The sequence below is a fragment of the Halomonas getboli genome, from assembly GCF_023094245.1.
Taxonomy (GTDB): Bacteria; Pseudomonadota; Gammaproteobacteria; order Pseudomonadales; family Halomonadaceae; genus Halomonas; species Halomonas getboli.
Genome location: NZ_JALMEW010000007.1, coordinates 25,096 through 37,572, shown reverse-complemented (window position 1 = coordinate 37,572; position 12,477 = coordinate 25,096). Strand labels below are relative to the sequence as shown.

The following is a 12,477-nucleotide window of genomic DNA, read 5'->3' as shown; positions in this document are numbered from 1 at the left end:
GCTGTCGTCTGTGTCGTGCCGGCGGGGGCTCGCCGAGCGTTGACCGGCGTGGCTGGCTAGCCACACTTTGACCAGCCGCAGCCCGAGTAGCAGGTCGGGCAGCCGTCCATCATCACCAGGTCGCCGCCGCACTCGGGGCACTGGCCGACCACGGCGGGGCCGCCCTGGCCGGCCTCGGCCGCGCGCTCGGCGTCGGCCTGTTCCTCGGGGCCGGGCGGCTGCCAGGGCCGGCCGGCCAGGCGCCGGGCGTGACGCGCCACCAGCTCCGCCACCGGCACCTGCAGGCCATCCTGGTCGAGGAAGCCGCGCCGGTAGAGAATCTGCTGGATCGACCAGGCGATGGCGGCAACCTCGGAGTCGTGGAACATCGGCTTGCCCCAGCGGTTCATGCCACAGCGCACCCGGCCCTTGTCCCAGGCCACCTTACGCAGGTCGGCCACCGCCTGGGTGACGTAACCGCCGCGGGCGGCCAGCGACAGGCTGCGCATGGTGGCGGTGATCCACTGGTGCTCGCTGGACAGCTGGCCGGAGGGCAGGAAGAACTCCACCGGCCGTTCGATGACCACCCGCTCGCCATTGAGCACGCCCTCCACCGGCATGAAGGACACCAGCAGGTAGACCTTGCGCCGGCCCTCGGCGCCGACATAGGAGATCTTCTCCGACACCGCCTCCAGAGTGCCCTCGGGGCGCGAGGGAATGCGCCGCGTCAGCGGGTCTTCGTCGGCCGGCGGCGGCACGTCCCGGGCCTGGCGGACGCGGGAGGAAACGATCTTCGAGGTGATCTCGACGCTCATGACAGGGCTCCTGTGAAAGAGGGTGGCATCGCATCTGATATCTGTGGTTTCCGCTGCTCGGCGCTGATCCGGCAACAAGTCCCGGGGTGCCGGACCAGCGAGGAGGCGCTGTAAATACCTCCCTGTACGCTACCGGCGCCCTGCGGCGCTCCCGCGTCCTGCTTCGCTTGCAGGGCCTGGGTTGGCCTTCCCTGGCCAACCCGTTCGGAGCAGTGCTCCTCACCCATGGCGCAGGACCTCCTCTTCGACTTGCCCCCGGCGCGCCTCGCAACAGGCAACTGAGCGAGCATCGGCCTACCACTTGCCATAGGTGCCTTCCTTGAGCGCCTCGTGCAGGTTCGCCGCGGTGTGCTCCTCGCCCTCGTAGATGACCGTCTCGTCGCCGGACAGCTCCAGGCGCTCGCCGTTCTCCAGCTCGAAGACGTAGACGGTGTTCTTGAGGTCGTCTTCACGCACCAGCACGCCCTGGAAGGCCTCGGGGTTGAAGCGAAAGGTGGTGCAGCCCTTGAGCCGGCTGTCGTAGGCCGTCAGGTAAAGGTTCTGGAAGTCCTCGTAGGCGAAGTCGGTGGGCACGTTGACGGTCTTGGAGATCGCCGAGTCGATCCAGGCCTGGGCCGCGGCCTGCACCGCCACGTGCTGCTCCGGCGAGACGCCGTCGGCGGTGACGAAGTAGTCCGGCAGGTCGCTCTCCACCGCCTCGGGCGCGACGACATGTCGATAGGCGGCCAGCTCGAAGGAGACCACCTCGATCTGCTCCTTGGTCTTGCGTCCGGCGCGGATGACGTTGCGGAAGTAGCGGTGCGAGAAGGACGGCTCGATGCCGTTGGAGGCGTTGTTGCCCAGCGACAGCGAGATGGTGCCGGTGGGCGCGATGGAGCTGTGATGGGTGAAGCGCGCGCCGTGCTCGGCGAGCTCGGCCACCAGCTCGGGCTCGACCTCGGCGACCTTCTGCATGTAGCGGCTGTAGCGGGCGTGCAGGATCCGCCCCGGCACCCGGTCGCCGGCCTGATAGCCGTCCTGCTTGAGCTCCGGCCGCTCGCGCAGCATGCGCGGCGTCAGCTCGAACGACTCGGCCAGCACCGGCGCCATGCCTTTTTCCTTGGCCAGCGCCAGGGCCTGCTTCCAGCCCTCGACCGCCAGCACCCGGCTGACCTCCTCGGTGAAGGCCAGCGACTCCGGCGAGCCGTAGGGCAGCTTGAGCATGGTCAACGCCGAGCCCAGCCCCAGGAAGCCCATGCCGTGGCGGCGCTTGGCCTCGATCTCGCGGCGCTGGCCGTCGAGCGGCAGGCCGCTGATCTCCACCACGTTGTCGAGCATGCGGGTGAAGATCGCCACCACCCGGCGGTAGCGCTCCCAGTCGAAGCGCGGCGCCTCGCCGAAGGGCTCGAGCACGAAGCGCGTCAGGTTGATCGAGCCCAGCAAGCAGGCGCCCTCGGGCGGTAATGGCTGTTCGCCGCACTGCCCTGTGACCAACCCATTGAAGATGACCGCATTCCTGTCGACCTGGGTGGTGTCGTAGACGTCTTCACGGCCCACGTGCTCGATGTCGGCGACCGTGGCCATGAAGCTCTGGGTCTTGAGCAGCCGCTTGTCCTTCACCCAGCTCCGGTACTTTTCGTTCTTGTCGTCGAGCAGGAAGCCCACGTCCTGCATGAAGCGTTCTCGCGACTGCCCGTCGATGATCAGCTCATGATCGGCCTGGCACTCATATTCCCGAGTGCCTCCCTTGCCATCCGGCAGCACGCGAGTCCCCGCCTCACGCCGCTGATGAATGCGGCTGAACACGCCCAGATTGGCGAGCAGGGCCTGGACGTCCTTCAGCAGGCTCGCCTGACTCGAGGCGAGCCGGATCGAGCAGCTGTTGCTCCTGGCAGAGATATTGACGGTGCCATCCGCCTGAAAGAGGCCTCTCAGATAGCCCTTGACGCATTCCTCGGTGCCTCGCCAGACCACTTCCGGCACCTTAAGCTTGGTATCGCGCGTGAAACCGTAATGCGCCAGCAGGCGCGCCAGAATCACCGAGCGAATGAAGACGTGGCGGCGTTCGGCCACGGCGACCGGCGCCACGCGATAGCGACGCGAGGTCTTGGCGGAGTCCGCGATCAGCTCGTTGATGTAGTCGGCCGTGATATCGGCCAGCGTGCGATCACTTTCCCAGAAATTGACGATCACCGCCTCGTGGCCGTTGCCACGATGCGTAAAGTGGCCGTCGCCGGCGATCAGGCCGAGCAGAACACCGAGGCGCTCGTCGCCCTGATCGCCGAACTGGCCCTTGCCGGACTGCACCCACAGCCGATCCTCGACCCTCAGGTCCTTCAACGGAATCTTGCCGCGCTGGGTATAGAACTCGTGCCATTCGGTGGCCTTGATCTCGTACCCCTCACGCGTCGTGACCCGGTAGACATCGGCCTGCCTCGCAGTCATGAAGGCCGGCACCGCCGGACGCGTCTCGACGCCTCGATCGCCGGTACATAGCGCTCGCTTGTCGACCGTCACCTGCAGGTCATCGCCGCGTCGGTACAGATCGCCGATGGGCACCTGGCCGAACTGGGTATGCAGCCGCGTATCCGCCGTGACACACGGGTTGGTGGCGCGGATCTCCTCGCAGAACCAGTTATTGTTCATGCGGTTGACCCGGTCGATCAGGATGAAGCCCGGCTCGGCGTAGTCGTAGGTGGAAAGCATGATGGTGTCCCACAGCTCGCGGGCGCGGATCGTCTCGACCACGCGGCAGGCCACCCGCCCCTCGGCGTCGAGGGTGTAGCCCTCCTCGATGGCCGGCCAGTCGCGGTAGACCAGCTCGCTGTCGTCGACGTCGTCCTTCTCGGCGGGATGCAGCGGGAAGGCCAGCGGCCAGTCGGCGTCGGTGCGCACCGCCTCCACGAACTCGTCGGTGATCAGCAGGCTGAGGTTGAACTGGCGCAGCCGGCCGGACTCGCGCTTGGCCTCGATGAAGCTCTGCACGTCCGGATGGCCGACGTCGAAGGTCGCCATCTGGGCGCCACGGCGCCCGCCCGCCGAGGCCACGGTGAAGCACATCCTGTCGTAGATATCCATGAACGCCAGCGGGCCGTTGGTGCCGGCGCCGGCGCCAAACACGAAGGCGCCGCGGGGGCGCAGGGTAGAAAAGTCATAGCCGATGCCGCAGCCCGCCTTGAGGGTCATGCCGGCCTCCACCACGCCCTCGAGGATGTCGCGCATCGAATCGTGGAGGGTGCGCGACACCGTGCAGTTGATCAGGCTGACCGCCGGCTTGACGGCCTCCGCCCCGGCGTTGGCGACGATGCGCCCGGCGGGAATGGCGCCGTTGTCCAGCGCCCAGCGGAACCGGGGCAGCCAGGCCTCGGCGTCTTCCTCCACCGCGGCCAGCGCCCGGGCCACGCGCTCCCGGGTGGCGGCGGGGTCGGCGTCTACCGGCCGGCCGTGTCGATCCTTGAGGCGATACTTGCTGTCCCAGATGTCGAGGGAAGGCGCCTGCATCGGCACCTCGTCGAGGCGGGCGGTTTCCCTGGCAGAGGTGGTGCGCATCGGATCTCTCTCGTGAGGTGAGAACGTTCGCGGTCGCGCGTCATCGGCGCCGCGCTCATGCCGGATCGAAGCTTCACTACCATATATAGAAGAAAACCATTCTCAACACACATGATATAGGTCATGGGCGCGAGCGGCGGGCCAAACGCAAGGCGCCCGACCTCGAGGGTCGGGCGCCACGTTGAACCGCGGGCCGCGCGCGTCAGAAGCCGCCGCCGGCGCCGCCTCCCGGACCACCGCCGGCCCCGGAGCCGGAACCGCCGGGGCCACCGCCCCCGCCGGCACTACCGCCGTTGCCGCCACCTCCGGAACCGCCAGAGCCGCCCCCGCTGCCTCCCCCCGAGCCACCGCCGGAACCGCCCCCGCTACCGCCACCGGAGCCACCGCCTGAGCCGCCTCCGCCCGAACCGCCACCGCTGCCTCCACCTGAGCCGCCGCCACCTCCGCCCGAGCCGCCACCGGAGCCACCTCCGCCACCGGTGGCATCATCGCCGGGATCGTCGCCGCCGTCGTCACCGTCATCCGTCGGCGTGGTGGGCGCGCTCGTCGGCGTGGTCGGAACGGTCGGCGCGGGAATCACCTCTGTCGCCGGCACCGTGACGACGGCATTCAGGAAGACGCCATCGCATCCTTCCAGCAGCCCGCCACCGCAGCCACCGCCGCCACCGCCCGCGGCCGGGGCCGGCAGATCACGGAGCAGCGCATCGAGCTCGTCGTCGGAGACCGCCTGCGGCGCGGCCGGCTCGGTCAGCCGGTCGTTGGCGATGCCCGACATTTCATTCTCCGAGAGTGGGCTGCCCCCGCTCTCGAGCTGCGACTGCGCCTGCACTCCGGCGGCTGACAGGCAGCCCACGGCGACGGCCAGGGCCGCCAACTTGAACCCTTGCATCTCGACCCCCTCCCCCGCCGCCGGCCGAGCCGTCGGCGCTGCATGATGCCAGACAACATTTTGTTACACTCGTCTCTAGCATCGTCACAGGGAGCGGGATTCACCATCGGAAGGCCTGCTGATTATCGGCGCGGCGGCATCAGCCATGTGCATGCCTCGCCGACGGCAGAAAAATCGTACCGGCTGATCACGGCGCCTCGACAAGCGCCTCAGACGGTCCGCGAGTAGCGCACCGCGCCGCTGCCCAGATAGGCGTCGAAGGCCATGGCCAAGTTGCGCAGCATCAGCCGCCCCGCCGGGCGCACCTCGAGGCGACGCTCACCCAGCGTGATCAGGCCGTCGTCGCGCATCGGCGCCAGCGCCTCGAGGGCGTCGGCGAAGTGGGTGGCGAAGTCGATGCCGTGGCACTCCTCGATGGCGTCGATATCGACGCGACCGTGGCACATCAGGGCGTGGATGACGTCGCGGCGCAGGCGATCCTCGTCGTCGAGGCGGTAGCCGCGCACCACCGGCAGCCGATCGGCCTCGAGCCGTTCGCGATAGGCGGCGATCTCCTTGACGTTCTGGCTGTAGCCGTCGCCGACCTTGCCGATGGCGCTGACGCCGAGCCCGATCAGGTCGCAGTCGGCGTGGGTGGAGTAGCCCTGGAAGTTGCGCTGCAGGGTGCCCCCGCGCTGCGCCAGGACCAGCTCGTCGTCGGGCAGCGCGAAGTGGTCCATGCCGATATAGACGTAGCCGGCCGCGGTCAGCCGGCGAATGGTCAACTCCAGCAGCTCGAGCTTGCGCTCGGGCGGCGGCATGTCCTCGTCGCGGATCAGTCGCTGGGCCTTGAAGCGCTCGGGCAGGTGGGCGTAGCTGTAGGTGGCGATGCGATCCGGCCGCAGGGCGACGATCTTGTCGAGGGTGGCAGCGAAGCTGGCCAAGGTCTGGCGCGGCAGGCCGTAGATCAGATCGACGCTCACCGAGTGGAAGCCGGCGTCCCGGGCGGCCGTCATCAGGGCGGCCACCTCGGCCTCGCCCTGGACGCGGTTGACCGCCGCCTGCACCTCGGGATCGAAGTCCTGCACGCCGAAGCTCAGGCGATTGAAGCCCAGCCCACGCAGCTCATGCAGCTGCGCCGGGGTCACGGTGCGCGGGTCCACCTCCAGCGAGAACTCCCGGGCCTCGGGCGGCGCGAAGCGAAAGGCCGCCGCCAGGGCGTCCATCAGCTCGCCGAGCTGGGCATTGTTCAGATAGGTGGGCGTACCGCCGCCCAGGTGCAGCTGGGCCAGCGCGCGCTCACTGTCGAAGAGCGCCGCCTGCAGGGCGATCTCGCGTTTCAGCAGGGCAAGATACTCCGCCGCCCGCTCGCGGCGATGGGTGACGATCTTGTGGCAGGCGCAGTAGTAGCAGAGGCGCTCGCAGAACGGCACGTGCACGTAGACCGACAGCGGCCTGGGCGCGGCGACGCGATGACTCTCCGCGGCCTGATCCCGATAGTCGTCCTCGGCGAAGGCGGCCTGGAACTGCGGTGCCGTGGGATAGGAGGTATAACGCGGCCCGGGGCGGTCGTACTTCTCGACGAGGGGACGGATGAACGGCTGGGGCTCGGACTGGGGCATGATCGGACCTCCGGAAACGCTGGCGACGGCCCGCGCCGTCGCCGCCTGCGCGCATTATGCCAGCCCCGTTCACGGCCGTTGACGCCGTCCGCCGCGATGTTGATGCCGGTCAAGCCGACGCCTCGCCCACGACCCGTTGCGGCAATCGGCCTCGCCGGAACCTCGGCATGGGCGTGATAGAATCACCCTGAAGCCCCTTCTGTCTGTCTCGCCGCGCCCGGAGAATGGTATGCGCCTGACCCACTTCACCGACTATTCCCTGCGCGTGCTGATCTACCTGGCCGTGAAGGGCGAGGAGCGCGCCACCATCGCCGAGATCGCCGAGCGCTTCGCCATCTCCCGCAACCACCTGATGAAGGTGGTGCAGGAGCTCAACCGGCTCGGCTATCTGCACGCCACTCGCGGCAAGCACGGCGGACTGCTGCTGAACCGGGCGCCCGACGAGATCCCCCTGGGCGGGCTGATCCGCGACATCGAGCCCGACCTTGGCCTGGTCGAGTGCTTCCGCGACGACAACGGCTGCGTCATCACCCCCGCCTGCCGGCTGAAGCCGATCCTCGGCGAGGCCCTGGCGGCCTTCGTGGCAGTGCTCGACCGCTACACCCTCGCCGACCTGCTGGGCCAGCAGCGCGCCGAGCTGATCACGCTGCTGAATATCGAGGACGCCGCCTCCTGAATGCGCCAGCGGGCGTCGACGCGCGGCGCGACTTCTCGGACAATGCCAGGCTCCGACACGCCACGGTCAGGGATGTCCGCATGCTCCTCACACGCCTTCTTCGTTCTCATCGGCCGCTCGCCGGCCTGGTCGCCCTGCTGGCCTTCGGCCTCGCCACCTCCGCGCCAGCCGGCAGCTTCAACGTCGGCGACGCCCGGGCCCACGACGACTGGCACTCACTGGTGCTACGGCTGGGCGACGAGCGCCACGCGCGCGCCATCGAGCAGCACAGCTACGCCGACAGCGTGTTCAGCGTCAACGCCACGCCGGGCGCATGCGACCGGCCCTGGCTGGCGCTGCGCGTCGAGCTCGGCGAGGTCCAGGCCGAGTCCGCGACCGTCAACCGGGTGCCGGCGGACCTGCTGATCGACCGGGGCTGGGTCCACCAGGGCCAGGCCGACTTCATCACCGAGCGCGGCGACAGCGGCTTCTACGTGCGCTTCACGCTGCCCGACACCGACGCCGTGCTCGACGAGATCCGCGACGGCGATACGCTTCGCCTGCGCATCCACCGCGCCGAGGACGACTACTGGTTCCTGGTCCTCAGTCTGAACGGCGCCGACGCCGCGCTGACCCGCATGGAGACGCTCTGCCGCGCGGAGTGAGGGCGCTCGGTATCCTGCCACCGATTCCTGCCACCGATGTCCTCTCGCCCAACGCAGAACGCCCGCGCCGCGGTACGGCGAGGGCGTCAGGCACGAACGGCGGGCGATCAGCTGCGGATCAGGTGATCGAAGGCGCCCAGGGCGGCCTTGGAGCCTTCGCCCATGGCGATGACGATCTGCTTGTAGGGCACGGTGGTGACGTCGCCGGCGGCGAAAATGCCCGGCACCGAGGTCATGCCGCGCTCGTCGACCACGATCTCGCCGCGCTCGGAGAGCTCGATGGGCGAATCCTTCAGCCACTCGGTGTTGGGCACCAGGCCGATCTGCACGAAGACGCCCTCGAGGGCCAGCTCGCGCAGCTCGCCGGAGGCGCGCTCCTCATAGGTCAGGCCCGTGACGCGGTTGCCGTCACCGTTGACCTCGGTGGTGCGCGCGCCCTTGATCACCTCGACGTTGGGCAGGCTTGAGAGCTTCTTCTGCAGCACCTCGTCGGCGCGCAGCTCGTCCATGAACTCGATCAGCGTGACCTCGCCGACGATGCCGGCCAGGTCGATGGCCGCCTCGACGCCGGAGTTGCCGCCGCCGATCACCGCCACGCGCTTGCCCTTGAACAGCGGGCCGTCGCAGTGCGGGCAGTAGGCCACGCCCTTGTTGCGGTACTCGGCCTCGCCCGGCACGTTCATCTCGCGCCAACGGGCACCGGTGGCCAGCACCAGGGTCTTGCTCCGGAGGCTGGCACCGGATTCGAAGCGCACCTCGTGCTCGCCGCCCGGCTCGCCCGGGACCAGCTCGACGGCGCGCTGCAGGTTCATGATGTCGACGTCGTATTCCTTGACGTGCTCCTCCAGCGCCGCGGCCAGCTTGGGGCCCTCGGTGTGCGGCACCGAGATCAGGTTCTCGATCGACAGGGTGTCCAGCACCTGGCCGCCGAAGCGCTCGGCGGCCACGCCGGTGCGGATGCCCTTGCGCGCCGCATAGACCGCCGCCGCGGCGCCGGCCGGCCCACCGCCGATCATCAGCGTATCGAAGGCCGGCTTCTCGCTGAGCCTGGCGGCCTCGCGCTCGACGGCGCCGGTGTCGACCTTGGCCAGGATCTGCTCGAGGCTCATGCGGCCCTGATCGAAGGTCTCGCCGTTGAGGAACACGCTCGGCACCGACATCACCTCGCGGGCCTCGACCTCGTCCTGAAACAGGGCGCCGTCAATGGCATCGTGGGAGATGCGCGGGTTCAGGATCGCCATCAGGTTCAGCGCCTGGACCACGTCCGGGCAGTTCTGGCACGACAGCGAGAAATAGGTCTCGAAGTGCAGGTCGGCGTCGAGGGAGCGGATCTGCTCGATGACCTCGTCACTGGCCTTGGGCGGATGGCCGCCCACCTGCAGCAGCGCCAGCACCAGCGAGGTGAACTCGTGTCCCATGGGGATGCCGGCGAAGACCACGCCGGTGGGCTCGCCGTCGCGATGCAGGGCGAAGGACGGAGAACGCTCGTCGCGGCCCTCGGTGGACAGGGTGATCTTGTCGGAAAGGCCCGCGATCTGCTCGAGCAGGGCGTGCAGTTCCTTGGACTTGGCGCCGTCATCCAGGGTGGCGACCAACTCGAAGGGGCGCGTGACCTTGCCGAGATAGGCTTTCAGCTGTTGCTTAAGAGAGTCGTCCAACATAACGGCGGCAATCCTTGATGATAAGTGACTCGTAGACACGACTTCCCCGGGCGGGTCGCGAAGCCTCGCGCCCGGGAGCGTGTCAGGAAAAACCGGAATCGGGCCCCGCCGGGACGATGTCCCGATCTCGCTTGCGCGACTGGTTGGGCGATCGAGGCACAGCGCCTCGGCGGGGTAAAGGGCGCGGAGACAGCTCCGCGTAACATCAATGCGTTTAAGGATGTGCTGATTTATGTCGCGAGCGATGAGAGGCTGGCCGTCGCCGGAGCGCAGGAACCGGAGTGTAGCCTGCTACATGAGGATTCCGAGCACCGCCGGCGGCCAGAATATCGAGCGCAGCAATAAATCGGCGTGTCCTTAGATCTTGCCGACCAGATCCAGCGAAGGAGCCAGGGTCTCTTCGCCTTCTTCCCACTTGGCCGGGCAGACCTCGTTGGGGTTGGCGCGGACGTACTGGGCGGCCTTGACCTTGCGCAGCAGCTCTTCGGCGTTACGGCCGATGTTGCCGGCGTTCAGCTCGATGATCTGGATCTTGCCGTCCGGGTCGACGACGAAGGTGCCGCGGTCGGCGATGCCGGCGTCCTCGATCAGCACCTCGAAGTTGCGCGATACGACGTGGGTCGGGTCGGCCAGCATCGGGTACTGCAGCTTGTTGATGGTCTCGGAGCTGTCGTGCCAGGCCTTGTGGGTGAAGTGGGTGTCGGTGGACACGCCGTAAATCTCGACGCCCAGCGCCTTGAAGGCCTCGTAGTTGTCCTGCAGGTCGCCGAGCTCGGTCGGGCAGACGAAGGTGAAGTCGGCCGGGTAGAAGAAGAAGATGCTCCACTGGCCCTTCAGGCTCTCTTCGCTGACCTCGACGAAATCGCCGTTGTGATAGGCGGTGGCGTTGAACGGTTTGACTTCGGTGTTGAGCAGGGACATCGCGTCTTTCTCCTGATTGAGGGGATGTGTGGTGAAGACGCGATCAGAATACCCAGGCCCCCTTCATTGGTTAAATTGAATAGGGCGATACAAGTGATAGCCAAGGGCTAATCGATGGCCGCCGCACGGTCAGAGATCGCCTCAGGGCCGGGCTCGGGCGCCCGCCATACCAGCTCGACGCGGCGATTGGCGGCCCGCCCCTCGGCGTCGTCGTTGGCCGCCAGGGGCCGGGTATCGGCGTAGCCGATGGCCCGCAGGCTGTCCCGCGCTACGCCCGCTTCAGCCAGCGCGCGCACCACGGCGCTGGCGCGCCCGGTGGAAAGCTCCCAGTTGGAGGGGAAGCGCGAGGTGGCGATCGGCAGGCTGTCGGTGTGGCCCTCCACCGAGATCTCGCCGCCGAGGTCGACCAGCCGCTCGGCCAGGCGCGACAGCACTTGCCGGCCGCCCTCGGTCACCCGGGCGCGGCCGCTGTCGAACAGCAGCCGGTCCTCGATACGCAGCGTCAGCCCCTGATGGGTGCGCTCGACGCTGACGCCGTCCATGCCGAGCCCCTGGAAGCGTGGCTGTAGCCCCGCATGGCGAGGCTTCAGGCCCTCGCCCACGGCCAGCGCGGCGCGCATGGCCGGCGCGGCGACCTCGCCGTCGCCCTCACCGTCGGCCGTGGACAGGCTGCTCATGGACAGCAGCAGCACGAACAGGGTGATCAGCAGGGTCAATACATCGAGATAGCTCATCAGCCAGCTCTCGCCCTCCTCGCCGCCCTGCTCCGGCGGCGCCAGCGCCTGGCGGGTGTCGCGGTCAAGCACGCTGCCCGGCCTCCTCGTCGTCCGGCATGGCCGGCCGCGCCGCATCGCGGATCTCGTCGTGATAATTGGCGACGAAGGAGTTGAGCGTCTCCTCGATGAACGACGGCAGGCGCCGCTTGGTGATCAGCGAGATGCCCTCGAGCACCATGTTCATGGCGATCAGGCGCTCCTCGGTGCGCCGCTCGAGCTTCACCGCGATCGGCTTGAACACCAGGTTGGCCAGCAGGATGCCGTAGAAGGTCGTGAGCAGCGCCACCGCCATGCGCGGGCCGATGACATCGAGGTCGCCGGCCTGCATCACCTCGAGCATGTTCACCAATCCCACCAGGGTGCCGATCATGCCGAAGGCCGGGGCATAGGTGGCCATGGTGCGGAAGATCTGCGCCTCGGCGTGCTCGCGGGCCTTGAGCCGGGCGATGCGCCAGCGCAGCAGGTCGAAGATCTCCTCTTCCTTGGTGTTGGCGATGACCAGCTGGATGCCGGTGCGCAGGAAGGGATTGCGGGCCTGCTCCAGGGCCGCCTCCACGGCCCGCACGTCGCCCTTGAACCACAGCCGCGACATGTCCACCAGCTCCTTGATGTCGTCGCGGATGTAGGTGTTCTCGCGGCGGAAGACGATACCCACCAGGCGCACCACCCGCACCACCTCCTTGAGCGGATAGCTGATGAAGGTCGCGGCCAGGGTGCCGGCCAGCACGATGGCCAGGCCCGGCAGGTTGACGAAGCTCTGCGGCGACTCGGCGGTGAACAGCAGGACGCTCGCCAGCATCACGATGCTGGCCAGGATCCCGATCAGCGTGGACGGATTCATGAAGGCTCCCTGTCGCGTTTCGACGGTTGTAGTAGGTGATGCACAAGCCGGGGCGATGAGCGCCGGGGACAGGCCGATGCGAGGGGTTTTTGCCATGGATGGCAAAAGTTAGCGCCCAGGGAAGGGTTCACAGCGCCCTCGCAGCG

Annotated in this window: 10 protein-coding genes; 2 read left to right on the top strand and 8 right to left on the bottom strand. The window is 68.1% G+C overall.

Annotated features, from left to right (window positions below; translation table 11 throughout):
• Nucleotides 1–56: 56 nt before the first annotated feature.
• The 4 genes from MYL53_RS14175 to hemN all read right to left on the bottom strand — a co-directional run bounded on the left by MYL53_RS14175 (nucleotide 57) and on the right by hemN (nucleotide 6,812).
• Complete coding sequence (locus MYL53_RS14175; protein ID WP_247854597.1) at nucleotides 57–794, bottom strand: ribonucleoside-diphosphate reductase; 738 nt, start codon at nucleotides 792–794, stop codon at nucleotides 57–59.
• 294 nt (nucleotides 795–1,088) lie between these two features.
• The gene (locus MYL53_RS14170; protein ID WP_247854596.1) at nucleotides 1,089–4,322 is read right to left on the bottom strand and encodes an LAGLIDADG family homing endonuclease; all 3,234 of its coding nucleotides are present in this window, start codon (nucleotides 4,320–4,322) and stop codon (nucleotides 1,089–1,091) included.
• 202 nt (nucleotides 4,323–4,524) lie between these two features.
• On the bottom strand, nucleotides 4,525–5,211 hold the full coding sequence (locus MYL53_RS14165) for a hypothetical protein (RefSeq protein WP_247854744.1): 687 nt from the start codon (nucleotides 5,209–5,211) through the stop codon (nucleotides 4,525–4,527).
• A 209-nt stretch (nucleotides 5,212–5,420) separates the two neighbouring features.
• Entirely contained in the window at nucleotides 5,421–6,812 is a 1,392-nt protein-coding gene (gene hemN / locus MYL53_RS14160; RefSeq protein WP_247854595.1) for an oxygen-independent coproporphyrinogen III oxidase, read from the bottom strand.
• 229 nt (nucleotides 6,813–7,041) lie between these two features.
• Here hemN and MYL53_RS14155 point away from each other — a divergent pair, with 229 nt between their 5' ends.
• Together MYL53_RS14155 and MYL53_RS14150 are read left to right on the top strand one after the other, a co-directional pair.
• Nucleotides 7,042–7,488, top strand: coding sequence for an Rrf2 family transcriptional regulator (locus MYL53_RS14155; protein WP_247854594.1), 447 nt, complete (start codon nucleotides 7,042–7,044; stop codon nucleotides 7,486–7,488).
• Between the two features lie 80 nt (nucleotides 7,489–7,568).
• A complete protein-coding gene (locus MYL53_RS14150; protein WP_247854593.1) occupies nucleotides 7,569–8,132 on the top strand; it encodes a DUF1176 domain-containing protein in 564 nt (187 codons plus the stop codon).
• A gap of 107 nt (nucleotides 8,133–8,239) precedes the next feature.
• On the opposite strand, the gene ahpF is transcribed toward MYL53_RS14150, so the two are convergent.
• From ahpF to MYL53_RS14130, 4 genes are all read right to left on the bottom strand, one after another.
• The gene (ahpF, locus tag MYL53_RS14145; protein ID WP_247854592.1) at nucleotides 8,240–9,793 is read right to left on the bottom strand and encodes an alkyl hydroperoxide reductase subunit F; all 1,554 of its coding nucleotides are present in this window, start codon (nucleotides 9,791–9,793) and stop codon (nucleotides 8,240–8,242) included.
• A gap of 357 nt (nucleotides 9,794–10,150) precedes the next feature.
• Entirely contained in the window at nucleotides 10,151–10,714 is a 564-nt protein-coding gene (gene ahpC, locus MYL53_RS14140; protein ID WP_247854591.1) for an alkyl hydroperoxide reductase subunit C, read from the bottom strand.
• Between the two features lie 107 nt (nucleotides 10,715–10,821).
• Complete coding sequence (locus tag MYL53_RS14135) at nucleotides 10,822–11,520, bottom strand: OmpA/MotB family protein (RefSeq protein ID WP_247854590.1); 699 nt, start codon at nucleotides 11,518–11,520, stop codon at nucleotides 10,822–10,824.
• Nucleotides 11,513–12,331: a motility protein A gene (locus tag MYL53_RS14130; protein WP_247854589.1), complete on the bottom strand. Its 819-nt coding sequence runs from the start codon at nucleotides 12,329–12,331 to the stop codon at nucleotides 11,513–11,515. Before MYL53_RS14130 ends, MYL53_RS14135 begins: the two co-directional genes overlap by 8 nt.
• Nucleotides 12,332–12,477 lie beyond the last annotated feature (146 nt).

What these genes read in the sequence shown, in the direction of transcription:
- MYL53_RS14175 (WP_247854597.1), bottom strand. Translation starts at nt 794, where the DNA reads ATGAGCGTCGAGATCACCTCGAAGATCGTTTCCTCCCGCGTCCGCCAG.
- MYL53_RS14155 (WP_247854594.1), top strand. Translation starts at nt 7,042, where the DNA reads ATGCGCCTGACCCACTTCACCGACTATTCCCTGCGCGTGCTGATCTAC.
- MYL53_RS14165 (WP_247854744.1), bottom strand. Translation starts at nt 5,211, where the DNA reads ATGCAAGGGTTCAAGTTGGCGGCCCTGGCCGTCGCCGTGGGCTGCCTG.
- ahpC (WP_247854591.1), bottom strand. Translation starts at nt 10,714, where the DNA reads ATGTCCCTGCTCAACACCGAAGTCAAACCGTTCAACGCCACCGCCTAT.
- MYL53_RS14170 (WP_247854596.1), bottom strand. Translation starts at nt 4,322, where the DNA reads ATGCGCACCACCTCTGCCAGGGAAACCGCCCGCCTCGACGAGGTGCCG.
- MYL53_RS14130 (WP_247854589.1), bottom strand. Translation starts at nt 12,331, where the DNA reads ATGAATCCGTCCACGCTGATCGGGATCCTGGCCAGCATCGTGATGCTG.
- MYL53_RS14150 (WP_247854593.1), top strand. Translation starts at nt 7,569, where the DNA reads ATGCTCCTCACACGCCTTCTTCGTTCTCATCGGCCGCTCGCCGGCCTG.
- hemN (WP_247854595.1), bottom strand. Translation starts at nt 6,812, where the DNA reads ATGCCCCAGTCCGAGCCCCAGCCGTTCATCCGTCCCCTCGTCGAGAAG.
- ahpF (WP_247854592.1), bottom strand. Translation starts at nt 9,793, where the DNA reads ATGTTGGACGACTCTCTTAAGCAACAGCTGAAAGCCTATCTCGGCAAG.